A 26,211-nucleotide genomic window follows, 5' to 3' on the forward strand; every position below is an offset into this window, starting at 1 on the left:
AGGTTGCACACAGGGAGCAAACACTATGTCAGTCATCGTTACGCTTCACATCTTCTCTGGTCGTCCGGACCCGGTTTGGGAATTGGCGGATGACCAGGTGCTTCAACTCACGGAACGGCTCCGATCCACGCAGGAGCGGTCACTTCTTCGCCCCCCCGGCATCGCCGGCGCCCTGGGCTATCGGGGCTTCAGCATCCTCAGCACGGGCGAGAAGGCGCTGGATTCGCACATCTTCGTCCACCAGGGCCTGGCCGAGATCGGCGGCCTCAATATTTCGCTCAACCTCGGATCGCCCGAAACCGAACTGTTCCTGCTCGAAACCGGCCGGGCGGCGCTTCCGGACGATCTCTACGACTATGTCACGGGGGAAATCGGCGGCGAGGGTTTTAAGGCGGAGGCCGCGCCCACGGTGTTCGCCGCGCCGCCCTATGATCCCGGGAAGTGGAACAACAACCCCTACATCATGGCGAACAACAACTGCTACAACTACGCCAACGACAAGATCACCAACAGTTTCGCACAGCCCGGGCGCGGGTCCGGTCAGATGTACACGACGTTCAGCTGCGACAACGTCGGCGCCGCCTCGCAGCGCGACGGCCAGATCCTGATCCCCAATCCCAACGTCACCCCGGCGGCGGGGCAGATCATCTGCCTGGTCATCTGGCCCGGCAATGACTTCCACTGGTACCGAAGGGACAGCAACGGCCTGTGGTCTCACAAACCTGGCAGCACGCCGGCCAAGAACACGGACAACTCCGGAAACCTGATCCAGAGCCCGGCCACCTGCAATCGCGGCCCCTATGTGAACCTCTGCAGCTATTTCAACAGCATTCCCGCCCAAACCCAGATCTGGTGAAAAGGGCGTGGCGCCTGGACGGCTCGGGCCTTCGTCCCGCGCCGTCCAGGCCTCAGCCTTGGGTCAGCCGACGAAATGACCGACCCGCCCTGACGGTCCCAGAACCCAGAGGTCGTATCGTCCTCCATCGGGCGCCAGCGCCCATACGCCCGTCAGGCTCTCGCCCGCCCCGACGGTGTAGCGACGAGGAATTCGGTCCAGGTGCAGCCGGTCGTAGACATGGAAGACAGCGGCCAACTCGCCCTGAACCGAGAAGGTCAGCGTGGCCTCGCTCCTGTCCGCATTCACGTCGCAGGTCGCCTGGAGCCGATATCGGGTCGGACGGGCCGGCCTTTCGCCGGGCTCCTGAGGCGGTCGACTGTGATCGGCGGGCAGGACGGGCGTCGGTTGATGCGGAATGGCCGCGGCCCGCAACCGGGCGTCCGTCGTGTCCGGCAACAGCCGGGTGAAATCGGTGTCGTTGGGCGTCGCGAAATCGAATGCGGTGGTCAGGTCGCTGCACACCGCGCGTCGCCAGGCCGAGATATTGGGCTCCATCACGCCGAACCGGCGCTCCAAAAAGCGGATGACGGAGGTGTGGTCCGCGACTTCCGAATGGACCCAACCGCCCCGCGACCAGGGGGACAGGACATACATGGGCACGCGCGGCCCCAGACCATAAGGCCGACCCCGGAACTCCGCCGTGTCGCCGTCGGCGCCGGGCGCGGGCAGGCGGTGGTATTCGCCGGCCGTCGAAACGGTCGAGGCGCCGGCGAAACCGCCGGGCGCCTGCGGATCGGGCGAAGGCGGCGCGGGCGGCGGCACATGATCGAAGAAGCCGTCGTTCTCGTCGAAATTGATGAACAGCACGGTTCTGGCCCAGACCGCCGGATCGGCGGTCAGGGCGTCGATCACCCGCGCCATATAGTCCGCGCCCTGGGCCGGGCTGGACGGGCCGGGGTGTTCTGATCCCTCTGCCGTGCCGATGATCCATGACACCTGCGGCAGTCGGCCGCCCAACACGTCAGCCTTCAACTGGTCCAGATCGCGCGTCGACAGGGCGCGATCCTTCAGCGCCGGATCCGAGCCGGGCTCGTCGCGCCAGGCCCGCCGGTAGGCCATGAAGTTCTGGACGGGGTTGTCGCCGAAATTGTCGGCCAGATTCTGGTAGTGGCGCCAGTCGATCCCCGCCGCCTGCAGCCGCTCGGCGTAGGTGGTCCAGTTATAGCGCGGCTGGTCGTCGTCAGGCTTGTTCAGGTCGTCGTCGACATTGTCGACCACCGGCCCGCCAGCGAGACCGTGGGGATCATTGGTCCCGCTGAACAGGAACAGCCGGTTGGTGTTGGTGCCGGTCTGGACCGAGCAGTGATAGGCGTCGCAGAGGGTGAAGGCCTCGGCCATGGCGTATTGGAACGGAATGTCCTCGCGCCTATAATAGCCCAGAGCGCGCTGGGTCTTGGCCTCGGGCCAATGCGCCATCCGCCCCTGATCCCAGGCCGCCTGGGCGTCGGGCCAATGGTGGGGCGTGCCCTCCATCCGCATCAGGTCGAAATTCGCCGCAGTCGACAGATGGAAGGGGCCGATGTCCGCAGGTGGCTGGACCGTGCGGTCGGTCTGGGTCCAGACGTCGCGCGGCGCGCCGTCGGAGCCGGCCGCGACAGGAATGGGATGGGCGTCGCCGAAGCCCCGCACCCCCGCCATGGCGCCGAAATAGTGATCGAAGCTGCGGTTCTCCTGCATCAGGATGACCACATGCTCCACATCCTCGATCGTGCCATTGCGGACATCGGCCGGAATGGACAGGGCCCGCGCCAGAGACGCCGGAAGGCCCGCCGCCAGGGCCGCGCCCAGGCCGCCCGCCAGAAGGGATCGCCGATCGACAGACATGGTGTGTTTCCGAAAGAGGGGCCCGCGCCGATCTTATGACCGGCGCGGGCGACAGGCTTACGACGGTGAGGCGAGCCGCCTCAGTGACGCCAGGTCAGGCCCAGACCCAGCATGCGCGGCGCGGTCTGATAGCCGATGGTGTAGCGTTCCGACTTGCCGCGCGTAGCCCAGTAGCCGGCCTCGCCCGTCAGGTTCTCACCATAGAGGCTGAGCACCAGTTGGTCGGTCAGTTGCAGACGCGCGCCGAAGTCGAGCGTCGCCTGGGGCTGGATATATTCGTCCAGGGCGTTGGCGCGCAGGGTCGCGATGTAGCGGCCCCGGTAGCTGTAGCCCAGGTCGGCGTCGAACCGGTCGCGCTTGTAACCGATTCCGATATTGCCCAGCACCTCCGGCGCATTGGGCAGGCCGACTTCGACGCCGTCGCGCCAGGCGATGCCCGGATCCGCCTTGCTGGGCTGATAGGTGTAGTTGGCCCAGGCCGAGAAGCCGGCGATCAGGTCGCGACGACCGGCCAGTTCCAGACCCCAGATGCTGGCGTCCTTGCCGTTGGCCGAGGTCGTGATCGGCACGCCGTCTTCGCCCACGATGACCTGAGATCCGGCCGACTGATAGATGAAGTTGTCGATCTCCTTGCGGAACAGGCCCGCCGAGAAGAAGCCTTGGTCGCCGGAGTATTGAACGCCCAGGTCGAAGTTCAGCGCCTCGGCCGGCTTCAGATCGGGATTGCCCTTTGAAATCGAGACGATCCGCGGCCCGTTGGATTCGACGTTGATCCCCTTGGAGATGTCGGTGAAGTTCGGACGGGCGAACGAGGTCCAGACGGCGGCGCGGACGGTCCAGTCGGCGTTGGGGCGCCAATCGACGTGCAGGCTGGGCAGAAACTCGGTGTAGGTGGCCTCGGTGGTGCCGGTCGCGCCGCCGAACTCGCGTGTGACGACGCCGGTGACGGCGTCCTCGGTCGTGACCAGCGCCTCATTGTGGACGTCCGTCCGCTCCAGGCGCGCGCCTGCGGTGGCCGACCAAGCGCCCCGCTCCAGCACCGCCATGGCGTAACCGCTGTAGCTGGTCTCGTGGCCTGTGGAGTCGTTCAGGTTCCAGGGATATTCCGCGTCGGTCACGCGGGGCGCAGCCTGAAGCAGGGCCAGAACCCGGTTCATTTCCATGATCGTGCCGAAGCGGGTCCGGTCGCGATAGTGGTCGTCGTCGAAATGATCGATCGAGCCCGCGATCAGGTCGGTATGGCTCGAAAGGGGCGAGCCGCCGGCCAGTCCCGGAATGTCCCGCGTGCCGCTGTCGACATCCTGCTGCTGGTCATAGTCACGCTGGGACCGGCGGAAACGGAAACCGCCCTTAACGGTCTTCAGCGGACCCTTGCCCTCGGGAGACCAGGTCAGATTGGTCGTGGCGAAGGCCTGGGAGTCTTCGGAAATCCGGCGATACAGTTCGGCGTAGTCGAACTGCAGGTTGGCGGGGTTCAGCATGGCGGTAGACTGCGCCTCGCTCATCCCCCAGGTCGGGTGTTTGCTGTCCGAGGCGTCGAAGCTGATCGGCGTGTCGAAGATCGGCAGGCTGCTGTCCGTGACATACTCAATATACCACTGGTTCGGCGTCTCGGTCCGGCCGTAGGTATAGGCGATATCGTAGTCCAGCTCGAAGGCGCTGCGGACGTGGCGGCCGCCGAAGTCGACCATGGCCAGCCGGTTGTCTTCCTGCTTCACCTCGGCGCCCATCAGGGACGAGAAGCCGTCGATCGCGCCGGCGGCATTCAGGCTGGTCTTGACGTCGATATAGTCGTGCAGCTGATCATTCTTCCACTGCGAATAGAGGCTGCGCAGATGCAGGGCGTCGTCGGCCGAGGGGCGGTATTCCAGAGTGAAGTTGCCGCCGGTACGATCAATGTCGTTCACGAACCGGTCCAGGCCGTGCGAGACCAGCCGCAGCTCGGTGCTCTCCGGCAAGACGATATTGTCGGCGGGCAGGACGCCGTCCGGACGCCAGCTGGTGTTGTAGCTGATGTTCTCGTTGCGCTCGCCGGTGATGGTCCGCTCGGTGTGGAAGACGACGCCATAGAGACCCAGGGTCTTGGCCTCGTTCAGGAAGGTCGAGAAGGCGCCGGTCAGGTCGGTCGCCGTCTTGTCGGCGATGTTTTCCCGGCTGGCGCGCACCGACAGGCTTGCGAGGTTTTCGTCGAAATCGAAGGGGCTGGGCAGGCGGAAGTCGATGGTGCCGCCGACCGCGTCGCCGTCGAGATCCGGCGTCACGCTCTTGACCACGCGCACGGTGTCCAGGCCGTCCGGCGGCAGCAGATCCAGGGCCACGGCGCGGTTGTCGCGGCCCGAGGTCGCCAGGCGCACCCCGTTCAGCGTGTAGACGTTCAGGGCGCTGTCCAGACCGCGAATGCTGACGTAGCGCGCGTCGCCCGTGCCGCGGTCGTTGACGGTGCTGACGCCCGGAAGCCGCTTCAGCGCGGCCGCCACGCTGGTGGAGGGAATGGTCAGCAGTTCATCGGCGGAGATCACCTCGGACACGATGTCGGCCTGACGTTGCTCCGCCTCGGCGCGACGCGTGGCGTTGCGTGAGCCCGTGACGATGATTTCGGCAAGATTGGCGGGCTCGCCCGACGTCTGGCCCTGCGTGGTCTGGCCCTGGGCGTTCTGGGCCAAGGCGGCGGCGGGCAGAACCGCGGCGAGCGCGACGCCGCACAGCAGGGCGCGCGCGCCGAAGCGCGTGTTTGAAAGAACCATGATGACATCCCCTGATCTTGGACGGCGCCAAGCCGTCTCAGTGGATGATCTACGCCATCCCTGTGACACGGATGTGAACTATTGTGGCATTTTGTGTTTTTATGTGGTTTTTGACGGCGAAGGGCGTCACATGCCACATAGTATGCATTGCAGGGGGACGCCTTGAACCAGACGGCCAGGCTCGACGCCATTCTTTCAGCCCTGTCGGATCAGGGATCGTGCACGATCGCCGACCTCGCGGCGGCCTTCGCCGTCTCGGAAGAAACCGTGCGTCGCGACATTCGGCGCCTGGAGCAGAACGGTGCGGTGCGAAAGGTGCATGGCGGCGTCCGCCTGCGCGACCGGCGGGCCGAGGCGCCCTGGCGTCAGCGGCTCAATGTCAATGCGGAGGCCAAGAAGCGGATCGCCGCCTGCGCGGCGGACTTGATCGAGCCCGGCATGATCCTGTTGCTGGATTCCAGCACGACGGCCTTCTGGATGGCGCGCGAGATCGCGTCGGTGACAAACCTGACCGTGATCACCAACAGTCTGGAAACCGCCGGCGAATTGTCAGCGACGTCGGATGCACGACTGTTCCTGGCGGGCGGCGCCGTCAATACGACCTATCGCGCGGCCTTTGGCGCCGAGGCGGCGGCCTACGCCAACCGGTTCGTGCCCGATCTCGCCGTCTTCTCCATTGTCGCCATAGACGCCGCGCGGGGTTTTCTGGACCACGAGCCGGAAGAGGCCGAATATGCCAGGGCGGTCCTGCCGAACGCCCGCAAGACGATCTGCCTGGCCGATGCTTCCAAGTTCGAAGCGCCCGGCCGGATCATTGCGGCGGAATGGTCGCAGGTCGATCTGATCGTCACCGACCGCACGCCCTCTCCCGACATCGCAACCGCCGCGCGGGAAAGCCGCACCGACATCCTGGTCGCGGACTGACCCGACGCGCGCTGGGTCAGGATTTCAGCGCTTCGCCGGACTAAGGCTCGGTCGCCGGACGCCTAGCCCACCCCCGATCGCAAGATCGGGGGCGGGCCGGCGCTTCGTCTTCAGATCAGTAGGAGTAGGCCAGGCGGACCAGGAAGTTCCGACCGGGCTCCATATAGTCCTTCTGGTACGAGGGGCTCTCGCCCTTGGTGGTGTAGTAGCGATGGCCGTCCAGGATGTTCTGGACGTCGAAGTCCATCGTCAGACCGGGGCGGAAGTTGTAGCGCGAGTGGAAGTCCAGGCTCTTGTTCGGCTGGACCCATTTATCCACGGCGTTATCGCGCAGGTCTTCGATATAGGCGCCCTGGTACTGGTATGACAGGCGGGCTTCGAAGCCGTATTTCTGATAGGTCAGAGAGGCGTTGTAGATCAGATCCGGCGCCTGGATGAAGGAGATCGACCGACCCTTGCGATAGTCTAGGCCGGTCTCCGCCTCGCTGACCTGACGGGTCAGGTTGGCCTCGACGCCGAAGCCGTCGAAGGGCGCGCCCATGCCCTCGAACGACTTGATCAGGTTCAGTTCGACGCCGGTGATCTTGGCCGTCTCGCCGTTCTTGGGTTGGCTAATGGTGATTGTGCCTTCCTGGGTGTCGGCGTCGACCGCGCTGCCGTTGGTGAAGATGAAATGGTCGATCTTCTTGTGGAAGAGGCCGATGGAGACCAAGCTGGAACGGTCCGGGTAATATTCAGCCGAAACGTCCAGGTTTAGGGCCTCGGCCGGTTTCAGATCGGGATTGCCGCGGCTGATCGAGACGATGTCGCCCAGGGTTTGGCCCGGACGGGGCTGAGCCCGGCCGACGCTGACGCCCCGCGAGATATTGCTGAACTCGGGCCGGGAGAAGCTGGTCCAGATCGCGCCGCGATAGACGAAGTTGTCCGACGGGCGATAGACCGCCGTCACGCTGGGCAGGACGTTCGTGTAGTTGCTGTCGGTGTCGCCGAAGCCGGTCTGGGCCTCGTCCTCGATCCAGTTGGTGTTGCTGACCTCGGTGTGCTCGACCCGCACCCCGGCGACCACGTCCAGATCGTTGAACTGGAAGCTGGCCAGGCCGTAGCCGGCGTAGATGGTCTCTTCGCCGCGCTTGTCGCTCGAATTCAGATCGGCGTAGGAATAGTCGACCGGATTGGCCTTCTGGGCGGCTTCGATGGCGGCGATCACCTTGTCCCGGTTCAGGATGGCGCCGTAGTAGTAGCGACCGTTCAGAACGGAGCCGACCTCGCGGTCGATCAGGCCCGACTGACCCAGGCTCTTGCCCTCCAGGGGCGTGTTGTCGAACGAACCGCCCCAGATCGGGGTGGCGTCGTATTCGCGCTCGGACCGCAGGACCTTCACGCCCGCCTTCAGATGACGAACCACGCCTTCCATCTCATAGACGGCGTCGAACTTGAACGCCGTGCGCGCGTCGGTCTGCTTGTCGCGGCTGCGCCCGCCCCCGTCATAGGGCAGCAGATTGGGATCGTTCTGCGCGTTCTGGGCGAAGGCCGGCAGCTGCGGCATGGGGAAGCGGGGGTCGTAGGACGACCACAGCAGACCCGTCTGATTGAACGGCGCCGAACAGGCGTCGCAGTTGTAGCCGATCGAGAAGCTGTCCGGTCCCCCCTTCTCACCCGCGCTGTAGCTGAGGTCGTAATCAAGGGTCAGGCGGTTCAGACGGCTCTGGCCGCCCAGGTTGATCGTGCCCAGGGTCGAGACCTGGTCCAGGGTCTGGAAGGTGCGGGCGAACTGGAAGGTCTCGGGGCTCCACACGCCCGAGCGTCCGAACAGCGACCAGTAGGACGAACTGCTCTTGCGGTCAGCGTCGGTGATCACGCCGTCGGCGTCGAAGTCCTTCATCTGGGCGACGGTGTAACTGTAGATACGGCCTTTGGCGCCGAAGCCGACGACGGCGTTGTCGGGCTGGATCAGGCTCGAGTTTTCCAGATCAACCTGCTGCAGGCGCTTGGTCTTACGGCTGCGGAAGTCGGTGTAGTCGTTGGTGCCGGTTCGTTCCAGGCGGCTGTACTGGCCGCGCAGATAGAAGTCGTTCGCCTGACCTTGATAATCCAGCGAGAAGTTGCCGCCGAAACGCTCCTGTTCGATACGACGGTAGTCGAGGTCGATGCCCGGCAGATACATCGAGCGTTCGTCGATCGCCTCTTCGCTGTCCTTGCGCCAGCGATAGGGCTCCCACTCGCCGTCGTTTTCGGTTTCTTCGTTCAGGCTGTTGCTCTTGCCGTAGTTGAACGAGACGAAGGCGCCGAAACGGCTGTCGGACGACAGGCGGCTGGCGAAGTCCATTTGGATCTGGCCAGAACCGTCTTCTTCGCCCTGTTCCTGGGCGCGGTCATTGACGCCGTAGCTGAGGAAGGCGCGCGCAACCGGCTTGGTGAAGTCGAAGGCCGTCGGGGTCTGGAAGTTGACCGAGCCGCCGATGGCGTCCCCGTCCATGTCCGGCGTCAGGGTCTTGGAGACGGTGATGCTCTTCAGGCCGTTGGGCGGCAGGACCGTCATCGACATCTTGCGGCTGTCGGGGTCGGTCAGGGCGACGCGGACGCCGTTGATCGAATAGGCGTTGAAGGTGCCGGCCAGCCCCCGGACCGAGACATATTCGCCCTCGCCCGTTTCCTGGTTCACCACCACATTGATGCCGGGCGCGCGCGCCAGGGCGTCGGCGACGTTGGCGTCGGGCAGTTTGCCCAGGTCGTCAGACGAGATCACGCTCGAGACCACGCCCGACCGGCGTTGGGCCTCGATGGCGTTGGCGGTGCTGAGACGCTGACCCGTGACGACGACCTCGTCCACCTCGGCCGCTGCCGGGGCCTGAACTGTCTGAGCGTGGGCGGACGAGGCCGCCAGAGCGGCGGAACCCGCCAGAAGGACCGTGCGCAGATCGGCGCCGGCGAAGATTTGACGATGAACGGCCCGCGCACGGGCGATGACATGACGCGACATGACTGTCTCCATTGATCCTGATGTGATTTCGGTTCGACCGATCAGGGTCGGCGCAAGGCAGCCGTCAGCGATCAGCGACGCGCGTGCGCGCCCTGTCGGTGTCGATCACCCTGTTGGCCCCCCGGCCGATCGGTTCGGCTGTAGCGACGCCGCTTCAGGCGACGTCGGTCATTCTCTCGCTGGCCCGGCTATCCGGACCGGCGACGATGGAAACGCTCACTCATTCAACAACCCCCATAGTTGAAATGAAAACTAGGCTTCCGCCCTGCGGTTGATCAGGTCGCAGAGAAGCTCGCGATAGGCCTCGAAGCCGTCGACCTCGACGCCCTGGGCCTTGCCCAGTTCGTCGTAGCGCCGCAGCCGCAGCGCGGCCTCGGCCGCCGGCAGGGCCATGAATTCCTCGGCCTCGGCCGGGCTCATCGGCCCGCCCTGCAGGGCCAGGCTCTGAAGCGAGGCCGCGCTGAGCCGATCCACATAGCCGGGCGCGGTGGCGGCCAGACAGCGTTTGGCTGCGACGTGCAGCCGGACCGGCTCGGTCACCTCCGGGCCAAAGGCGCGCGACAGGTAGCCGGCGCTGATATGTTCGTGGCGGGTGTCGATGCCGCGGTCGGCGGCGTCCTCGCCCGCCTTCTGCATCATATGGCCGACGTCGTGCAGCAGGGCCGCCGCCACCAGGGCCGGCGGCGCCCCATCGACGCGCGCGTGATGCGCGGTCTGCAGCGCATGCTCCAGTTGGCTGACGTCTTCGCCGTAATGCAGTGCACCCAGTCGGCTGAACAGGTCCGACAGTTCGGTGAAGAAGGCGTCGGCATCCACGGGAGAAGTCATCGAAAGTCCGTCTGTAAGCTGGGTCGAAATCGGGTGGGCGGGCGTGGCGTCGGTCACAGGCGCATGCGTCCGATGGCCGGGTCGGTGCGGCTGGGACGACCGGTCTCCACATGGCCGGCCAGGCGCTGGATGAAGGTCGGATCGCCCGCCAAGGTCACGGTCAGATCGTACCAATGGTCGCTGCCGCGCAGATCCCAGACCGAATGCGCCGCCGTTCCGGGACGAAGGGTCAAGCGGCGGCGCGCCTCCCCTTCGGACAGGGGATAGGCGGCGTCCATGTCCAGCACCGCCTGCGCCGTCCCCTCCTGCGCACCGGTCAACTCGACGGTCAGAAGACCCTTGGCGTCGGTGGAGATCGTCACCTGGGGTTGGGGCCGCGTGGCGTCGCCGGCGAACCGACGATAGAAGCCGTTGGGACCGTGAACCGTCAGATCATAGACGCCGGGCCGGCCGTCGTTCCAATGTCCGGCCGCATAGGTCTCCCCGGATCCCAGGGTGAAGCGCCACGGTCCCGCGCGGTCGGTGTTGTCGAACACCTGGAAGACCGCGCCCGTCCGCCCGCTGTTGACCAGATCGATCAGGACCGCCCCATCCGCGACGCGGGCCGCGGCGGCCAGGTCATAGGGCAAGGGACGTGCGCCGCGCTGGGGGCCGTCCTGGAAGGCCGGCGTCTGGCGCTCCGGAATCCGCAGACTGGGCGCGGCCTTGGAACGGGCGACACGCTGCATGTAGTCGACCGTGGCCGGCAGGGACAGGGCCGACCAGTCCTGGTTCGGGCGCGCGAAGTCGAAGGCCGAGGTCAAGTCGCCGCAGACGGTCCGACGCCAGTCGCTGATGTTCTCTTCCCTGACGCCGAAGCGTTTTTCCAGGAACTGAAGCGTGGAGGTGTGATCGAACACCTCCGAACAGACAAAGCCGCCGCGGCTCCAGGGCGAAACCACGATGGCCGGCACCCGGATGCCGAGGCCCAGCGGATGGGCGCCGTGGTGGGGCCGTTCCGCATCCTGCCCATAGTCCTTGGCCTCGCCGGCGACGGACACGGTGCTGTACCCCTGGTCGGGCGTCAGCGGCGGCATGGGCGGCTGGACATGGTCGTAGAAGCCGCCGGCCTCGTCGTAGTTGACGATGAAGACCGTCTTGGAAAACACCTCGGGATGATCGACCAGGGCCTCGATCAACTTGGCGCAGACATGCTCGCCCTTCGACGGCTCGGCCGATGGATGTTCGGACAGATCCGCCGCCGTGACGATCCACGACACCTGGGGCAACCGCCCGCCGGCGATGTCCGCGCGGAAGGCCTCCACCAGCTGTTCGCCGTCCGAGCGGGTGCGATCCGCGCCGGTCTTGTCTTCCGACACCCAGGCGCGGCCGCGCTGATACAGGGGCGAGTCCTTCGGGCAGGGTCGGAACGGCTTGAACACCGACAGGATGTTGTCGCCGAAATTGTCGTATTCCTGATAGACCTTCCAACTGACGCCCGCCGCCTGGAGCCGTTCGGCGTAGGTGGTCCATTCGTGCGGACCGCGGGCCATCGGCCTGTCCTCGGCCATGTCGGCGCTGGGCGTCTCGTCCTCGCCGTAGTTGCTCATCTCGGGATCGCCGCCGACCTTTCCGCCGCCGTTGCAGCCGGTCCAGAGGTGCAGGCGGTTCGGATAGGTCTGGGTCAGGGTCGAGCAGTGGTAGGCGTCGCAGACGGTGAAGGCGCCGGCCAGGGCGTAGTAGAAGGGCAGGTCGGAGGCCTTGTAATAGGCCATCCGCTTGTGCAGCTCGCGCGAATGGCCCCACTGGTCATAGCGGCCGCCGTTGACGATGGTGATCGCCGCCGTATGGCCCTGATCCGCGCCATCGACCGTATAGGCGTTGGTGGTGCGGGAATCGCCGTGGAAGGGGGCGACGAAGCCGTCCGGATGCTCGGCGCTGGGCTGGCGCCAGACAGAGGCTCCGCCCGGCAGGCGCTGCGGCCGGGGATCGCCGAAGCCGCGCACCCCGTTCAGGGCCCCGAGATAATGATCGAAGGCGCGGTTCTCCTGCATGAAGATGACCACATGCTCGACATCCATGATCGTGCCCGTGGCGTTGTTGGCGGGAATGGCCATCGCCTTGCGCACCGTCGCCGGCAAAAGGTTCAACGCCGCTCCAGCCGCCACGCCGCCCAGAGCGCCCCGCAGGAAAGACCGCCGATCATTTGACATGGATCAAATCCCCCTCTTCAATTTTGGTATAGACCAGATGGAGGGAGATTTTCGGCGAAGTTTTCGTGAAGCTTGAGCGGCGAATGTCTGAACCGTCAGGGGGCTGATCCGGTTCACTTGACCCCACAGACACGACTTCTCATCCTCCGGTGGGGCGGGAATCGACCGTCGATCGAGCGATCCCATGACTCAGCCGGACAGCCTTCACTATCTCGGGGTGCGCGACGCCATCGCCACACGGATCGCGGGAGGAGAGTTGAAGCCCGGCGAACGCCTGCCCTCCGAACGTCAGTTGCAAGTGGGCGGCGGGGTGGCGCGCGGCACGATCCGGGAGGCCCTGTTCCAGCTGGAGGCCGAGGGGATCATCTATCGCAAGGACCGCAGCGGCTGGTACGTCTCGCCCCCGCCGGTGGTCTATGATCCGACCCGGTGGGAAGGCTTCATGTCCTATGTCGAGGCCCAGGGCCGCCGCCCGGAGACCGAGACCCTCAGCAAGACGGAAATCGCCTGCACCCCCGCCCTGGCCCCCATCTTCGGCCGCCCGGTCGGCGCGCCGATGTATCGCATTCGCCGACGGCGTTCAGTCGATGGCCGCGCCGTACTGGTGGAGACCATCGTCGTCGACGCGGCCCTGGCCCCGGACCTGCTCAGCCACCCGCTGGACGGTTCGCTGACCAGCGTCCTGAAGTCCGCCTATAATATCGCCGTGGCCCGCAACCGGGTGGACATGCAGCCGTGCGCCCTGACCCGCGGCGAGGCCGAGGCGCTTCAGGTCAAGTCGGGACTGCCGGGGCTGAATGTGGTCCGCACCAGTTATGACGCCCAGGGTCGCGTGGTCGAGTTCGACCGCGAATACTGGCGCCACGACGCCCTGAAGATCAGCGTCGATATCCGGGTGCGTTAGGAAAGGCCGGCGCGTCGGGCCGCCTCGGCCTCCAGGGCGGGGATCAGGTCGGCAACAGTGCCGATGACCAGATCGGCGCCGGCGTCACGCAGCCGGTCGGCGGCGGCCTTCAACAGAACGGCGCGTTCATCGCCGTCCAGATCGGCCAGGGCCTGGGCGGTCAGACCGACCATATTGCCTGAGGCGGCCACGCCGATGGTGAAACAGCCGGCATTGCGCCCCTCGGCGACGCCCACCTCCGCATCGTCCACCTTGACCACGCGCGACAGGGGCCAGACGCCCAGATCGGCGCAGGCCTTGTAGATCATCAGCGGCGAGGGTCGCCCCTCCGGGGTCTCGTGGGCGCAGACCACCAGGTCGGGCGCATAGGCCTGGGCGGCGGCGCGCGGCAGGATCGCCTGCATCATCTCGCGCGTATAACCGGTGCAGGAGGCGATCTTCAGACCCTGGCCGCGCAGATGCGCCACGGCGTCCGCGGCGCCCGGGATCAGATCCGCCGTCTCCTCGGCCAGACGGATCATCGGGGCCTGGAGTTCGGCCATGACCTGATCGACAGCCTGCTGGTCCGGCGCCGCGGCGTGGACCGCCTGCCAGGCCTGGTTGATCCGGGGCTGTTCGAACAGGGCGCGGACGTGGTCGGCCTTGGCCCGGCCCATGTCGCGGCGGGCCTCCTCTTCACTGACGGGCGCGCCGAGGACGGCGAAGGCCTCCATCAGGGCCAGCACCGGGGCGCGGCTGCCGAAATCGACCATGGTGCCGGCCCAGTCGAAAACGACCATGTCGAAGCTGTCGCGGATGGAGGTCATGGTTCGAACGTCTCCTGAAACAGGTCTGCGATCACCTCTTCGCCAAAGGCGAAGGCGGTGGAGGCGCCGTTGCCGGCGGTGATGAGGGCGAGGCGAACGCAGGGGTGCGGCGCGGCGACCAGGTCGGCGTGCGGACCGCGGGCATAGGTCCCCGTCCAGCGTTGCAGGACGGGCGGCGCGGGCCGGCCGGTGGCGGCGCGCCATTCATCCAGGATCAGTTGATCGACCGTCTCGTCGGCGAACGGATCGGGCGTGGCGGCGTCGTGATGGCTGTCGCCCACGACCAGGGCGCCGTCGGCGTCCTGCACCGCGATCAGGTGGACCCCCTCGGCCAGGGCCCGGCCCTGCTCCGCCTCCAGCCGCGTGCGCAGGGCGGCGGCCTCCGGCAAGTCGGCGTAGCCGCCGTAGCGAACCAGACCCAGGTCGGACATGACCGGCGCCGGCAAGTCGAAGCCGGGCGACGCCAGCCGCATCATCTGCAACTTGCAGCGCGCCAGGCCGGCGTCAGCCAGGCAATCCGGGAACAGGCTGACCAGATCGTCTCCGGGACAGACCACCACCCGCGCGGCCTCCACGACGCCCCGGCCCGTGACGACGCGCGGCGGCTCGACCGCCTGGACGACGGTCTGACGCAGAAACTCGACCCCGAAACGCCCCTCCAGCCACGCCGCCAGTCGCGGGATGGCCGTGCGGGAGTCCACACGCAATTCATGAGGGCTCCAGAGGGCGGCGACCGTGTCAGGTCCGGTCGTTTCCGGCGATCGGGCCCGCGCCTCGTCCGGCGTCATCAGCCGACAGCCTTCGCCCATCTCGGTGGCCATGAAGGCTTCCAGCACGGCTGCGGCCTCGGGCCTGCGCACGGGCAGCCAGAGGCCGTGTTGCAGGATCGGCACGCCCGCCTCGCCCGCGACCTCGTCCCAGACGGCGCGGCTGCGATGCGCGCGGCGCCACACCCGGCCGCGCGGCTGGCCGGTGACGGTGACGAACCCGAAGTTCCGGATCGAGGCGCCGTTCGCCTGGGCGTCACGGTCGATCACCACCACCGAAAGGCCGCGCCGTGCAGCGGCCAGGGCGCAGGCCAGGCCGACGATTCCCGCCCCCACCACGGCGACGTCGTACCGTCCCATCATCCCATCATCCTCGTCATTCAAGCGTCGCAGCAGTGGTCTAGACCACGCGGGTGCAACAGGATGATGTCAAACGATGAACCGGATGCGGCTCTGGCTGGCGAAGGCCAACCCCGTTGTCTTTGTGGCGTTCGCGGGCCTGGCGGGATTTTGCGCCTATTTCTCCATGTACGCCTTCCGCAAACCCTTCACGGCCGCGACCTTCGATGTCGTGGCCGGTTGGGACTTCGCCCTGGACTACAAGATCGCCCTCGTGATCGCGCAGGTGGCCGGCTACGCCCTGTCCAAGCTGATCGGGATCAAGGTGATCGCGGAGATGCGGCCCGAACGCCGAGCGGCCGCGATCATCCTGCTGATCGGCGTCTCCTGGATCGCTTTGGTCCTGTTCGCGGTCGTGCCTGCGCCATGGAATGTCGCGGCCCTGTTCCTCAACGGCCTGCCGCTCGGTCTGATCTGGGGCCTCGTGTTCGGTTTCATGGAGGGGCGACGCACCAGCGAGGTGCTGGGGGCGATCCTGTGCGCCAGCTTCATTCTGTCTTCCGGCGTCGTGAAATCGGTCGGCAAGGCCTTGATGGAGAACTGGCAGGTCAGCGAGTTCTGGATGCCGGCGGCCGTCGGGGTGGTCTTCATGCCTCTGCTGGCCATTTCGGTGCTGGCCCTCGCCACCCTGCCCGCGCCCAGTCCCGCTGACGAAGCCGAGCGCGTGGCGCGTCGGCCGATGATGGCCAGAGAGCGCGCCGCCTTCCTGGCCGCGCACTGGCCGGTGCTGCTTCTGCTGGTCGCCGCCTATGTGATGCTGACGGCCTTCCGCGACCTGCGTGACAACTTCGCCGCCGAAATCTGGCAGGCGCTGGGCTACGGCGACGCCGCCTCGGTCTTCACCGCCAGCGAAGGGCCGGTGGCGGCCCTGTCGCTGGTGGCGATGGGCGTGTTGATCGCGGTGAAGAACAACGGCCGGGCCCTGCTGTTCATGCACGGCGTCATTCTGGCCGGGTTCGCCATCCTGGGCGCCTCGACCCTCGCCTTTCAGCAGGGCCTGCTGTCGCCGATCGTCTGGATGATCGCCGGCGGCGCGGGCCTGTACCTCGCCTATACCCCCTTCAACGCCATGCTGTTCGACCGGATGATCGCCTATTCGGGCACGGTCGCGACTGCCGGTTTCCTGATCTATGTGGCCGACTCCACCGGCTATCTGGGCAGCGTGGCGCTGCTGCTGTTCAAGAATTTCGGCGCTGTGGACCTGCCTTGGCTGCCCTTTTTCGTGGGCGCCGCCTACGCCACCAGCCTGGCCGGCCTCATATTGGTCGGAGGCGCCGCAATCCTGTTCCTGCGAGGACGTGGAGATGGATCTCCCTCTCCCAAGGGCTCGGAGGGCCAAGAGCGCCCCTGAGGGCGACGGCGGTTAGACTAGTCGTGGTCTTCATCCACCGGCTGGTGGGTGAAGCCTTTGACGCCGCTCAGCGGTTTGGCGTCGCGGCCGATCTCGACGTCGCTTTCGGCATAGGCGACCAGAAGGCGCGCCAGGTCCGTTAATGCGCTTTCGTGGATGCGTTCATAACCGTGGCTGGCGTCGATGCCGAAGGTGACCAGGGCCGTCCGGATGTCGGCGCCCGATTCCAGCGCCGAGGCCGAGTCCGAGCGGTAGTATCGAAAGACGTCCTTCTGGTGCGGGATGTCATGCTCGCGCGCCAGCTGAACCAGTTTGCGCGACAGGTGCCAGTCGAACGGGCCCGTCTGGTCGGCCATGGCGATGGTGACGCCGAACTCGGACGAGTTCTGGCCCGGCGCGGTCGTGCCGTTGTCGACGGTGACCATGGCCGCCACGTCCGGGATCAGCACGGACGAAGCGCCCAGCCCCACCTCCTCCGCGATGGTGAACAGCCACCAGGTGTCGACCGTCGGGGTGCGCTCCTCGCGGATCATGCATTCCAGGGCGGCCAGCAGGGTGGCGACCCCCGCCTTGTCGTCCAGATGGCGCGAGACGATGAAGCCGGTGTCCATGAACTCGGGCTGGGGGTCGATGGCGACGATGTCGCCGACGTCGATACCCAGGGCCAGGGTGTCGTCGCGCCCGTGGGTCACGGCGTCGATGCGCAGCTCGATCTGGCGCCAGCTGACCGGCTGGGTGTCCACCTCCTCGTTGAAGGTGTGGCCCGAGGCCTTCAGCGGCAGGATGGTGCCGCGCCAGGTGCCGCCCTCGGAGAAGATCGTGGCCCGCGCGCCCTCGGCGAAACGGGACGACCAGTGACCGATGGCCACCAGCTCAAGCCGGCCGTTGTCCTTCACCTGTTTGACCTGGGCGCCCAGGGTGTCGACGTGGGCGACGATGGCGCGGGCGGGCTTGGCGGTTCGGCCCGGCAGCCGGGCCCGGATGGCGCCGCGCCGGGTCAGCTCATAGTCGAGCCCGAGCCGCTCCAGCTCGCGGCACAACTGCCACACCGCCTCGTCCGTATAGCCGGTGGGGCTGGGCGTGTTCAGCAGGTCGGCGAGGCGGGACTTGAGATAATCGAGATCGATCGCAGGACGGGCCAAGGGGCCTCCTTCAGACGTCGGCCCGGACCACGGCGCGCGCCGAGGTCGGGGCGGACAGGGGAAACAGCAGGTCGATGAAACGCTCGGCCGTCGGCTGGGGTTCGTGATTGGCCAGGCCGGGGCGTTCGTTGGCCTCGATGAAGGCGTAGTCGGCCTCGCGCGGCGACTTCACCATCAGATCGACGCCGGTGACGGGGATGTCGATGGCGCGGGCGGCGGCGACGGCGGCGCGGATCAGGGTCGGGTGCACCTCCTCCGTCACATCATGGATGGTGCCGCCCAGATGCAGATTGGCCGCCTTGCGCACCAGCACCTCCGCCCCCTCCGGCGCGACGTCGTCCAGCCGATAGCCGGCCTCGGCCAGCGTCCGCTCGGTCTCGCCGTCGATGGGAATGGTCGATTCCCCGCCTGTGGCGGCGGCGCGGCGACGGCTCTGGTGCTCAATCAGGGCGCGCAGGGTTGAGCGACCGTCGCCGATGACGCGCGGCGGGCGACGCAGGGCGCAGGCCACGACCTTGTAGTCGATCACCACCAGGCGCAGGTCCTCGCCCTGGACCTGTTCCTCGATCAGCACCTCCGAACAGATGCGACGCGCGCGGACCAGGGCCGTCTGGACCTCGTTCATCGTCGTCAGGCCGACGGCGACCCCCTGGCCCTGCTCGCCCCGCGCGGGCTTGACCACCAGGGCGCCGAACCTGGCCAGGGCGGTGTCGATGGCGGACGGGTCGCCGGGGTCGATCCGCTCGGGCACGCGCACCCCGGCCGCCTCGACTATGCGCCGCGTCATCCGCTTGTCGTCGCAGATGCTGAGCGCCACGGCCGAGGTCAGCTCCGACAGGCTCTCGCGGCACCGCACCGACCGGCCGCCCCAGTTCAGGCGGAACAGCCCGCCCTCGGCGTCGATGATCTCGGTATGGATGCCGCGCCGCCGCGCCTCGTTGACGATGATCCGGGCATAGGGGTTCAGGTCGTGATCGTCGGTCGGTCCGACGAACAGGGCCTCGTTGATCGGGTTCTTGCGCTTGACCCCGAAGAAGGACACGCGGCGAAACCCCAGCTTCTCGTACAGGGCGATGGCCTGATCATTGTCGTGCATGACCGACAGGTCCATGTGGGCCAGGCCCTGGGTCTTGAAATGCTCGGCCAGACGCCGGACCAGGGCCTCCCCGACACCCGGCTGGGTCGCCTGGGGATCGACGGCGAGACACCACAGGGACGAACCGCATTCGGGATCGTCGAAGGCGCGGACATGATTGACGCCTGTCACGGTGCCGATCACCGCTCCGGTGGTCGTATCCTCGGCGACGAAATAGGTCAGGGTCCGGTCGTCGCGATGCGACCAGAAGAAGTCGGGCGGCACCGGCACCATCTTGCGCTTGGCGTAGATGTCGTTGACCGCCTGGGCGTCCATCTCGGACGTCAGGCGCCGGACGGTGAACCCCCTCGGCTGGCGACGGCTGGCGCGATAGGTGGCCAGGTCCAGCCGATAGGTGTGCGACGGATCCAGAAACAGCTCCTGCGGCGCCTGGGCCAGCAAGACATGCGGATTGCGGACATAGAAGGCGATGTCGCGGCGATCCGGCCCCTCGGCGCGCAGGGCGTCGACCAGCGGCTCGGCCGTGTCAAAGGTCTGGGCGAACAGCAGCCGGCCCCAGCCGCAGTCCAGCACGGCGTTGGGGCTGGGCCCCTCCCCCGTCCGCACCGGCGGCTTCAGCCCCTCATGACGCAGCCGCTTGAGCCGGTGCGCCTTGGACCGTTCAGGTCGGACGTCAGACGCCATGCTGTTGCATCCACATCTCGAGCACGGCGACCTGCCACAGCTCCGACCCGCGCAGCGGCGTGATATGTTCGGTCGGATTGGCGAACAGGGTGTCCAGATAGGCCTTGTCGAACAGGCCCCGGTCTCGCGCCGCCGAATTGGTCAGGGCTTCGCGCACCATCTCCAGATAGGGGCCCTGGATGTATTTCAGCGCGGGGACGGGGAAATAGCCCTTCTTGCGGTCGATCACCTCGGACGGGATCACCAGACGCGCCGCCTCCTTCAGCACCCCCTTGCCGCCCTGGGCCAGCTTGTGTTCGGGCGGGATCCGGCCGGCCAGCTCGACCAGCTCGTGGTCGAGGAAGGGCACCCGCGCCTCCAGACCCCAGGCCATGGTCATATTGTCGACCCGCTTCACCGGGTCGTCGACCAGCATCACCTGGCTGTCCAGACGCAGGGCCTGGTCCACCGGCGTCGCCGCCCGCCCTTGCGCGAAATGGGCCTCGACCAGGGCGCGGCTGACGTCGGTGTCGGCCATGTATGCGCCGTTCAGCTGGGTCTTCAGCGTCGCATGGCTGCGGTCGAAGAAGGCCTTGGCGTAGGTCTCGACCGGGTCGGTCGTCTCCAGCATCGGCGGGTACCAGTGATAGCCGGCGAACACCTCGTCTGCCCCCTGCCCCGACTGCACCACCTTGATATGTTTGGAGACTTCCTGGCTCAACAGGTAGAAGCCGACATTGTCGTAGGAGACCATCGGCTCCGACATGGCCCCGATGGTGCCCGGCAGGGCCTCCATCAGCCGCCGGTGCGGCACGAAGATCTGGTGGTGTTTGGTGCCATAGTGTTTGGCGATCAGGTCGGAATAGACGAACTCGTCGCCCTTCTCGCCATTGGCCTCTTCGAAGCCGACCGAGAAGGTCATCAGGTCCTTCTGACCCAGTTCGGCCAGCAGGCCGACGATCAGGCTGGAGTCGACCCCGCCCGACAGCAGCACCCCGACCGGCACATCCGCGACCATGCGGCGCTTCACCGCCTCGCGCAGACTGTCCAGCACCCGGTCGCGCCAGTCCTCGGCCGTCAGGGCCGCGTCCTCGGCATGGCGGGTCATGTCGGGCTGCCAATACAGCCGGTCCTTGGCCGTCCCGTCCGCCTCGATCACCCGGATCGTCGCCGGCGGAAACTTCTTCACGCCCTTCAGGATGGTGTGCGGCGGCGGCACCACGGCGTGGAAGGTCATGTAGTGGTGCAGACCGACCGGATCGATGGTCTTGTCCACGTCCCCCGCCGCCAGCAGGGCCGGCAGGGTCGAGGCGAACCGCAGCCGCTGGCCGCTCTCGGCCAGATACAGCGGCTTGATGCCGAACCGGTCGCGGGCGATCACGGTGCGGCCGGTATCCCGCTCATGCAGGACGAAGGCGAACATGCCCTTGAATCGCTCGACGCAGGCCTCGCCCCAGGCCTTCCAGGCCTTGATGATGACCTCGGTGTCGCCGTGCGAGAAGAAGCGGAACCCCATCCCCTGCAACTCTTCGCGCAGTTCGGGATAATTGTAGATGCAGCCGTTGAACGCCAGGGTCACGCCCAGGTCGGCGTCGACCATCGGCTGCTGCGCCGCCTCGGACAGGTCGATGATCTTCAGCCGGCGGTGCCCCAGCCCCACCGGGCCGCGCATCACTATGCCGGACCCGTCCGGTCCACGGGGCGAGAGCGCATCGGTCATGCGTTGGACAGCGCCGGCGTCGGCCGGCCGTCCATCGAAATTGATCTCGCCGCTAAGACCGCACATGGGTCCTCCTTGAATTGTGGAAGCAGCGTGTACAAATGGTTCGTGCACGAAAGAGTTCAACCGGATGAGCGATATTTCTCCCGACGCGGCCGAAGACCTGTCCACGTCCCTGCTCCGCTCGGTGCGGCGGATCGCCCAAGCGATCGACGTCCGGTCGCGCGAGATCGCCCGGCTGACAGGCCTGACCCTGCCGCAACTTCTTGTGCTGCAATCGATCCGCGCGATGGGCGAGGTGAGCACCAGCGCCATTTCACGCGACGTCTCCATGTCGGCGCCCACCGTGGTGGCCGTTCTCGACAAGCTGGAGGCCAAGGGGATGGTCATCCGCTATCGGTCCAGCATCGACCGACGTGTGGTTCACGCGCGCCTGACCGAGTCCGGCCGCCAGGCTTTGGCGGCGTCGCCGGGCCTGATGGGCCAGGACTTCACGACCCGGTTTGACGGCCTTTCGCGAGCGGATCGAGAGACCATGACCGCCGCAGCGGATCGCCTCGCCACGATGATGTCCGTCCGTAGCGCCGCCGCCGAGGATTAATTCCCGCCCTGCCCTATGGCCGGACAATTGCGGGCCCGGCCTTAGCCAGGCCGCCACTCGCTGAGCCCCTGGCCTTCGGCGTCCTCAAAGGCGACCCGGTCAAGCTGAACCGCGCCGATACAGACCGGGCGCTGATCAGGGCCATCGGCGCGACAACGAATGGCGCGACCGTCGGCGAATGCCGCCATACGCCCCTCCAGCACCAGCCGATACCCGTTCGTCGGCGCGACCGGGGCCTGATCGCCTTCGGCGCGGACGGTGAACTCATAGGCCCGACCGTTGCGGCGGCCGAGGCGCGAGCCGTCTTCCTCGAATACGGCCGCCAGACCGACGGTCTGGGGCGAGGCCGCCGTCGCGCCGTCCGTCTCCGGATTGCTCAGAACCCCCGGACAGCCGTCGGCGCGCAACCACGGGCGAGGCAGCCAGAACCCCTCGGCCGCTTCCCAGCTGTCGGCGCCGCCCGCGAGCATAGGCGACCCCGTCCAATCGGCCGGCGCCAATGTCAGTCTCAGGCTCTTGCCCTTGTCGATCCGGGACCAGGCGGCCAGCCCGTCGCCAGCCGGCGCTCCGACCGACGACTGAACCGCCGGCGACGCCCCAGCGCAGCCGAAGGCCTGACGGATGACGAAGCGGCGACCGGCCAGGGTGGCCCCGCCCGGATCTTTCCCGGCGGCGTAGGCCGAGGCCGCGACATCCATGGCCTGCAAGAGCCCGGTCCGGTCCAGCACCGGCGCGGGACCGATGGCGACGACCGGCGGCGCGCTGACGGCCGGGACCGGCGGCGGAGCGGGGGCGGCCTCCTCGCGCTGGCAGGCGGCGAGGAAAACAAGGGACGCCGCAAGCGCGACGACCGACGGGCGAGGCGACACGGTCGGTTCCAGCATGAAACCACCCTAGCATGGGTTCGCGCTTTCGGGGGCCATCGTGCGAAAAAGGTTGACGAAAGCTACGGAGACCGGTCTGCACAGGGTCATGACCTTCGATCAGATCGCCGCCCTGGCGGTGCTCATCGGCGTGGTCGGCGTGCTGATCCACGGCAAGCTTCGCGCCGATGTCGTCGCCCTGACTGGAGCCGCCGTCCTGCTGCTGCTGGGGGTGGTGCGGCCGGTCGAGGTGCAGAGCGCCTTCGCCAGCCCCGCTGTCATCGCCCTGGCCGGCCTGTTCGTCATCGCCTACGCCATCGAACTGTCGGGCCTGTTGGGCCTGCTGATCCGCCAGGCCACCCGACTGGCGGCCCGGATCGGGGCCATGGGCATCTGGATCGTCATCGGCCTGTGCGGCGCCGTCGGCGGTTTCCTGAACAATACGCCGGTGGTGGTGCTGGCGGCGCCGGTGATCCGCGACGTGGCCCAGTCCCTGCAGCTGTCGCCCAAGCGGTTCCTGATGCCGCTCAGCCATGTGACGGTGATGGGCGGCCTGCTGACCCTGATCGGCACCTCGACCAATCTGCTGGTCAACGACATGGCGCGCAATGCGGGCCAGCCGGTGTTCGGCCTGTTCGAGATCACGCCCGTGGGTCTGTTCATCGCGGTGATCGGCGGCCTGTGGCTCTATTTCGTCGGCGCGCGACAGCTGGGCCGGTCGGTGGCCAAGGACGAGGCCCAGGCCGCCCGTCTGGCCGAGATGGAAGGCGCGCGCCGCCGCGCCGAGGCGGAGGCGGCCGGGCGACGCCGTCGCGCCCTGCCCTTCGGCCTGCCGCGCCTGGGAGAATCGCGCAACCAGTCGGACGGCTCGGGCGACGCCCATCTGGGCGACGTCGCCCTGTTCGGCGCGGCGGATCGCCCCTTCCGGCTTCGGCCCGCGCTGATCTCCCTGGCGATCTTCGCTCTGGTGATCGCCTCTGCCGCGCTCGGCTGGGCCCCGATCGCGGCCTCGGCCTTCGCCGGGGCGGTGGCGCTGATCCTGCTCAGGGTCATCACCCCCGAAGAGGCCTATGCCGGGCTTCGCCCCGAGATCCTGCTTCTGATCGCGGGCATGGTGGTGGTCGGCACCGCCATCGAAGTGACGGGCCTGGCTTCCGCCGGGGCGGACCGGCTGATCGACGTGATCCGGCCGATGGGGCCCCTCGGCGCGCTGATCGTGCTGTACGGCGTGACCCTGTTTGCGACGGAGCTCCTGTCCAACGCCACCGTCGCCGTGTTGATCACCCCCATCGCCGTGGCCCTGGCCGAAAGCCTGGGCGTCGATCCCCGCCCGTTCCTGGTGGGCGTGATGATGGCCGCCTCAGCCGCTTTCGCGACCCCGTTCGGCTATCAGACCAATGTGCTGGTCTTCAACATGGGCGGCTACAGCTACATGGACTTCGTCCGTGTCGGCCTGCCGTTGAACCTGGTCACCTGGGTCGCCGCGATGATCGCCATCCCGGTCTTCTTTCCGTTCTGACCCGACCAACGCGCTTCGGCGCCGGTCTGGCGGGCACGACGCATGGATCCTTCAAGATCTGGTGCGGGCGGCCGGGGTCGAACCGGCAAGGGCTTGCGCCCGGCAGATTTTAAGTCTGCTGCGTCTACCAGTTTCGCCACGCCCGCGAGCCGGTCCGGCTCTATAGCCAGAACCGGACCATGTGGCCAAGCGACCTAGTGTGCGGCCGGCGTCGCTGTCGTCGTCGCCGGTCGCATGGCGCGGAAATCGACGTCGGAATCAGCGATCAGCCAGAGCAGGCCCGCCCAGGCGGCGACGTTCTGGCTCAACTGCGCCGGGTCGATCTTGTCCAGGGTGTCGTTGGCGGTGTGGTGCAGGTCGAAATAGCGGGTCCCGTCCTGCGCCAGACCGAAGAAGGGCACGCCCAGCGGCCCCATGGGACCGACATCGACCCCGCCGTCGGTCTCGACCTGGGCCGACGCCAGGACGCCGAGCGGATAGAGGACGCGGGTCGCCGCCTTCTGGAAGTCCGAGCCCTGGGCGCCGGCGGGCAGGCGCAGCGCATAGACCCGGTCCGCGCCGAAGTCGCTTTCGCCGGCGATCACGTGTTTCTCCAGGGCCGCGCCCTGGTTGCGGGCGTAGACGCCGCCGCCGTTGCCGGTCTGGGGCGTGGGCTGGGCCACTTCCTCGGAGCCGTAGAAGATCACCCGGATCGTGCGGGCGGGACGCCGCCCGCTGTCGGCCACGGCCTTGGCCGCCGCGACGGTGATGGCGCCGCCCGCCCCGTCGTCGATGGCGCCGGTGCCCAGGTCCCAGCTGTCCATGTGCGAGCCCAGCACGATGATCTCCTCCGGCCGGGTCGCGCCGGGCAGGTCGCCGATGACGTTCTGGCTGTGGGTCTCATAGGTGCGGGCGGTCGAGGTCAGGCGCATCCGCACCGGCTCGCCCAGGGCGATCAACCGGCTGACCTGGTCGGCGTCCGGCGCGGACAGGGCGAAGGATGGGATGGTGGGCTTGCCGTCCACATAGCGGGTGGTGCCGGTGTGGGGCATGCGGTCCTCGTCCGATCCGACCGAACGCATGATGAAGGCCCCCGCCCCCTTGGCCGCCGCCACGCCGGGACCGGCGCCGCGCACCCGGGTCTGGGGTCCGTATCCCGAGCCGTCCTGCATCGGGTGCATCTGACCCAGATCGACATAGACGATCTTGCCGCGAACGGTCGCCGGATCGGCCGCCTGCAGGTCTTCAAAACTGGAGAATCGCACCACGTCCGCCTCGACCCCGCCGCGCGGCGTGGCGGGCGAATGGCCCAGGGCGGCGGCGACCAGCGACTGGGCGTTCCTGCCGACGATGGCGGCCGAGCCTTCGCCCCGCTCCCAGCCGACCAGCGGGAATTCTTCGATGCGGACGTTCTGGAAGCCGTGGGCGCGCAGATAGTCGGCGGCCCAGGCGGCGGCGTCCTGCTCGGACTTCGACCCGGCCGGCCGCGCGCCGAAGCGGGTGGTCAGCTGGGTGACATAGTCCAGGGCGATGTTCGACGTCAGCGCCGCGTCACGAACGGCGATGGCGCGCTCCACCGTAACTGCGTCCTGGGCCCTGGCCAGCGGAGCAACGGCGGCGACGAGGCCGAGCGCGAGCGCGCTGACGGTCAGCAGACGGAAGGACATCGGCAGGCTCCAGACTCGGGGAAGAGCCGCAGCCTAGAAAGACTCAGCCGTTCTGGAAATAGGGTTCGACCAAGCCCTGCAGTTTGACCGTCAGGGCCTTGCCCTTGCGGTCCACCCGATTGCCCAGCGCCAGCCGCACCCAGCCCTCCGAGACGCAATATTCCTCGACATTGGTCTTTTCCTCGCCCTTGAAGCGAATGCCGACGCCGCGTTGCAGCACGTCCGCATCATGGAAGGGGCTGGAGGGATCGACGGAGAGGCGGTCGGGGGGCGTGTCGGACATGATCGTTCGGCGGCTCGGATATCGGGAAGGCGCGGTGATAGCCGCGCCCGGCCCTCATGCC

At 67.4% G+C, this 26,211-nt stretch carries 19 protein-coding genes and 1 tRNA gene; 6 read left to right on the plus strand and 14 right to left on the minus strand.

From position 1 onward, the window contains the following. Nucleotides 1–25 precede the first annotated feature (25 nt). Nucleotides 26–856, plus strand: coding sequence for a hypothetical protein (locus AC07NC_RS08655; RefSeq protein WP_494569270.1), 831 nt, complete (start codon nt 26–28; stop codon nt 854–856). Nucleotides 857–919: 63 nt separating this feature from the next. Here AC07NC_RS08655 and AC07NC_RS08660 read toward each other — a convergent pair whose 3' ends face one another. Continuing rightward, the gene (locus AC07NC_RS08660) at nt 920–2,722 is read right to left on the minus strand and encodes a phosphocholine-specific phospholipase C (RefSeq protein ID WP_494569271.1); all 1,803 of its coding nucleotides are present in this window, start codon (nt 2,720–2,722) and stop codon (nt 920–922) included. A gap of 80 nt (nt 2,723–2,802) precedes the next feature. Further along, nucleotides 2,803–5,466 carry a TonB-dependent receptor gene (locus AC07NC_RS08665; RefSeq protein WP_494569272.1) on the minus strand — a complete coding sequence of 888 codons (2,664 nt, stop codon included), beginning with the start codon at nt 5,464–5,466 and terminating at the stop codon, nt 2,803–2,805. 162 nt (nt 5,467–5,628) lie between these two features. Between AC07NC_RS08665 and AC07NC_RS08670 the strand changes: the two genes are divergently transcribed. Continuing rightward, nucleotides 5,629–6,390, plus strand: coding sequence for a DeoR/GlpR family DNA-binding transcription regulator (locus AC07NC_RS08670; protein WP_494569273.1), 762 nt, complete (start codon nt 5,629–5,631; stop codon nt 6,388–6,390). A gap of 115 nt (nt 6,391–6,505) precedes the next feature. Here the strand turns inward: AC07NC_RS08670 and AC07NC_RS08675 are convergent, their stop codons facing one another. The 3 genes from AC07NC_RS08675 to AC07NC_RS08685 form a co-directional block, all read right to left on the minus strand. After that, nucleotides 6,506–9,370: a TonB-dependent receptor gene (locus tag AC07NC_RS08675; RefSeq protein ID WP_494569274.1), complete on the minus strand. Its 2,865-nt coding sequence runs from the start codon at nt 9,368–9,370 to the stop codon at nt 6,506–6,508. Between the two features lie 252 nt (nt 9,371–9,622). After that, on the minus strand, nt 9,623–10,198 hold the full coding sequence (locus tag AC07NC_RS08680) for an HD domain-containing protein (protein WP_292149185.1): 576 nt from the start codon (nt 10,196–10,198) through the stop codon (nt 9,623–9,625). 53 nt (nt 10,199–10,251) lie between these two features. Next, nucleotides 10,252–12,390 (minus strand): phosphocholine-specific phospholipase C, encoded by a 2,139-nt coding sequence (locus AC07NC_RS08685; RefSeq protein WP_494569275.1) that lies wholly within the window; start codon nt 12,388–12,390, stop codon nt 10,252–10,254. 184 nt (nt 12,391–12,574) lie between these two features. Between AC07NC_RS08685 and AC07NC_RS08690 the strand changes: the two genes are divergently transcribed. Then, entirely contained in the window at nt 12,575–13,294 is a 720-nt protein-coding gene (locus AC07NC_RS08690; protein WP_008264036.1) for a UTRA domain-containing protein, read from the plus strand. Here the strand turns inward: AC07NC_RS08690 and phnX are convergent. Further along, nucleotides 13,291–14,100 (minus strand): phosphonoacetaldehyde hydrolase, encoded by an 810-nt coding sequence (gene phnX / locus AC07NC_RS08695; RefSeq protein ID WP_494569276.1) that lies wholly within the window; start codon nt 14,098–14,100, stop codon nt 13,291–13,293. The genes AC07NC_RS08690 and phnX overlap by 4 nt on opposite strands. Then, nucleotides 14,097–15,230, minus strand: coding sequence for a TIGR03364 family FAD-dependent oxidoreductase (locus tag AC07NC_RS08700; RefSeq protein WP_494569277.1), 1,134 nt, complete (start codon nt 15,228–15,230; stop codon nt 14,097–14,099). Before AC07NC_RS08700 ends, phnX begins: the two co-directional genes overlap by 4 nt. 73 nt (nt 15,231–15,303) lie before the next feature. On the opposite strand from AC07NC_RS08700, the gene AC07NC_RS08705 reads away from it, so the two are divergent. Further along, complete coding sequence (locus AC07NC_RS08705) at nt 15,304–16,617, plus strand: DUF5690 family protein (protein WP_494569278.1); 1,314 nt, start codon at nt 15,304–15,306, stop codon at nt 16,615–16,617. A gap of 17 nt (nt 16,618–16,634) precedes the next feature. On the opposite strand, the gene AC07NC_RS08710 is transcribed toward AC07NC_RS08705, so the two are convergent. From AC07NC_RS08710 to AC07NC_RS08720, 3 genes are read right to left on the minus strand one after another with little or no spacing between them, the layout of a single operon-like run. Then, a complete protein-coding gene (locus tag AC07NC_RS08710) occupies nt 16,635–17,759 on the minus strand; it encodes an osmoprotectant NAGGN system M42 family peptidase (RefSeq protein ID WP_494569279.1) in 1,125 nt (374 codons plus the stop codon). A 10-nt stretch (nt 17,760–17,769) separates the two neighbouring features. After that, nucleotides 17,770–19,539, minus strand: a complete 1,770-nt coding sequence (gene ngg, locus AC07NC_RS08715; RefSeq protein ID WP_494569280.1) for an N-acetylglutaminylglutamine synthetase — start codon at nt 19,537–19,539, stop codon at nt 17,770–17,772. After that, nucleotides 19,529–21,304: an N-acetylglutaminylglutamine amidotransferase gene (locus AC07NC_RS08720; protein ID WP_494569281.1), complete on the minus strand. Its 1,776-nt coding sequence runs from the start codon at nt 21,302–21,304 to the stop codon at nt 19,529–19,531. The genes ngg and AC07NC_RS08720 overlap by 11 nt, the downstream gene beginning before the upstream one ends. 64 nt (nt 21,305–21,368) lie before the next feature. Here AC07NC_RS08720 and AC07NC_RS08725 point away from each other — a divergent pair, with 64 nt between their 5' ends. Further along, on the plus strand, nt 21,369–21,839 hold the full coding sequence (locus AC07NC_RS08725) for a MarR family winged helix-turn-helix transcriptional regulator (protein ID WP_494569282.1): 471 nt from the start codon (nt 21,369–21,371) through the stop codon (nt 21,837–21,839). Nucleotides 21,840–21,880: 41 nt separating this feature from the next. On the opposite strand, the gene AC07NC_RS08730 is transcribed toward AC07NC_RS08725, so the two are convergent. Next, nucleotides 21,881–22,723 carry a hypothetical protein gene (locus tag AC07NC_RS08730; protein ID WP_494569283.1) on the minus strand — a complete coding sequence of 281 codons (843 nt, stop codon included), beginning with the start codon at nt 22,721–22,723 and terminating at the stop codon, nt 21,881–21,883. A gap of 88 nt (nt 22,724–22,811) precedes the next feature. Between AC07NC_RS08730 and AC07NC_RS08735 the strand changes: the two genes are divergently transcribed. Further along, a complete protein-coding gene (locus AC07NC_RS08735; RefSeq protein WP_292149204.1) occupies nt 22,812–24,221 on the plus strand; it encodes an SLC13 family permease in 1,410 nt (469 codons plus the stop codon). A 59-nt stretch (nt 24,222–24,280) separates the two neighbouring features. Here AC07NC_RS08735 and AC07NC_RS08740 read toward each other — a convergent pair. From AC07NC_RS08740 to AC07NC_RS08750, 3 genes are all read right to left on the minus strand, one after another. Beyond that, nucleotides 24,281–24,367 (minus strand) — tRNA-Leu (locus tag AC07NC_RS08740). A 48-nt stretch (nt 24,368–24,415) separates the two neighbouring features. After that, entirely contained in the window at nt 24,416–25,867 is a 1,452-nt protein-coding gene (locus AC07NC_RS08745; protein ID WP_494569284.1) for a M20/M25/M40 family metallo-hydrolase, read from the minus strand. Between the two features lie 43 nt (nt 25,868–25,910). Continuing rightward, nucleotides 25,911–26,150, minus strand: a complete 240-nt coding sequence (locus tag AC07NC_RS08750; RefSeq protein ID WP_008263719.1) for a DUF3297 family protein — start codon at nt 26,148–26,150, stop codon at nt 25,911–25,913. Nucleotides 26,151–26,211: the final 61 nt, after the last annotated feature.

The organism is Brevundimonas sp. GW821-FHT10A07, from assembly GCF_059415785.1.

What these genes read in the sequence shown, in the direction of transcription:
- AC07NC_RS08655 (WP_494569270.1), top strand. Translation starts at nt 26, where the DNA reads ATGTCAGTCATCGTTACGCTTCACATCTTCTCTGGTCGTCCGGACCCG.
- AC07NC_RS08660 (WP_494569271.1), bottom strand. Translation starts at nt 2,722, where the DNA reads ATGTCTGTCGATCGGCGATCCCTTCTGGCGGGCGGCCTGGGCGCGGCC.
- AC07NC_RS08665 (WP_494569272.1), bottom strand. Translation starts at nt 5,466, where the DNA reads ATGGTTCTTTCAAACACGCGCTTCGGCGCGCGCGCCCTGCTGTGCGGC.
- AC07NC_RS08675 (WP_494569274.1), bottom strand. Translation starts at nt 9,370, where the DNA reads ATGTCGCGTCATGTCATCGCCCGTGCGCGGGCCGTTCATCGTCAAATC.
- AC07NC_RS08680 (WP_292149185.1), bottom strand. Translation starts at nt 10,198, where the DNA reads ATGACTTCTCCCGTGGATGCCGACGCCTTCTTCACCGAACTGTCGGAC.
- AC07NC_RS08685 (WP_494569275.1), bottom strand. Translation starts at nt 12,390, where the DNA reads ATGTCAAATGATCGGCGGTCTTTCCTGCGGGGCGCTCTGGGCGGCGTG.
- AC07NC_RS08690 (WP_008264036.1), top strand. Translation starts at nt 12,575, where the DNA reads ATGACTCAGCCGGACAGCCTTCACTATCTCGGGGTGCGCGACGCCATC.
- phnX (WP_494569276.1), bottom strand. Translation starts at nt 14,100, where the DNA reads ATGACCTCCATCCGCGACAGCTTCGACATGGTCGTTTTCGACTGGGCC.
- AC07NC_RS08700 (WP_494569277.1), bottom strand. Translation starts at nt 15,230, where the DNA reads ATGATGGGACGGTACGACGTCGCCGTGGTGGGGGCGGGAATCGTCGGC.
- AC07NC_RS08705 (WP_494569278.1), top strand. Translation starts at nt 15,304, where the DNA reads ATGAACCGGATGCGGCTCTGGCTGGCGAAGGCCAACCCCGTTGTCTTT.
- ngg (WP_494569280.1), bottom strand. Translation starts at nt 19,539, where the DNA reads ATGGCGTCTGACGTCCGACCTGAACGGTCCAAGGCGCACCGGCTCAAG.
- AC07NC_RS08720 (WP_494569281.1), bottom strand. Translation starts at nt 21,304, where the DNA reads ATGTGCGGTCTTAGCGGCGAGATCAATTTCGATGGACGGCCGGCCGAC.
- AC07NC_RS08725 (WP_494569282.1), top strand. Translation starts at nt 21,369, where the DNA reads ATGAGCGATATTTCTCCCGACGCGGCCGAAGACCTGTCCACGTCCCTG.
- AC07NC_RS08730 (WP_494569283.1), bottom strand. Translation starts at nt 22,723, where the DNA reads ATGCTGGAACCGACCGTGTCGCCTCGCCCGTCGGTCGTCGCGCTTGCG.
- AC07NC_RS08735 (WP_292149204.1), top strand. Translation starts at nt 22,812, where the DNA reads ATGACCTTCGATCAGATCGCCGCCCTGGCGGTGCTCATCGGCGTGGTC.
- AC07NC_RS08745 (WP_494569284.1), bottom strand. Translation starts at nt 25,867, where the DNA reads ATGTCCTTCCGTCTGCTGACCGTCAGCGCGCTCGCGCTCGGCCTCGTC.
- AC07NC_RS08750 (WP_008263719.1), bottom strand. Translation starts at nt 26,150, where the DNA reads ATGTCCGACACGCCCCCCGACCGCCTCTCCGTCGATCCCTCCAGCCCC.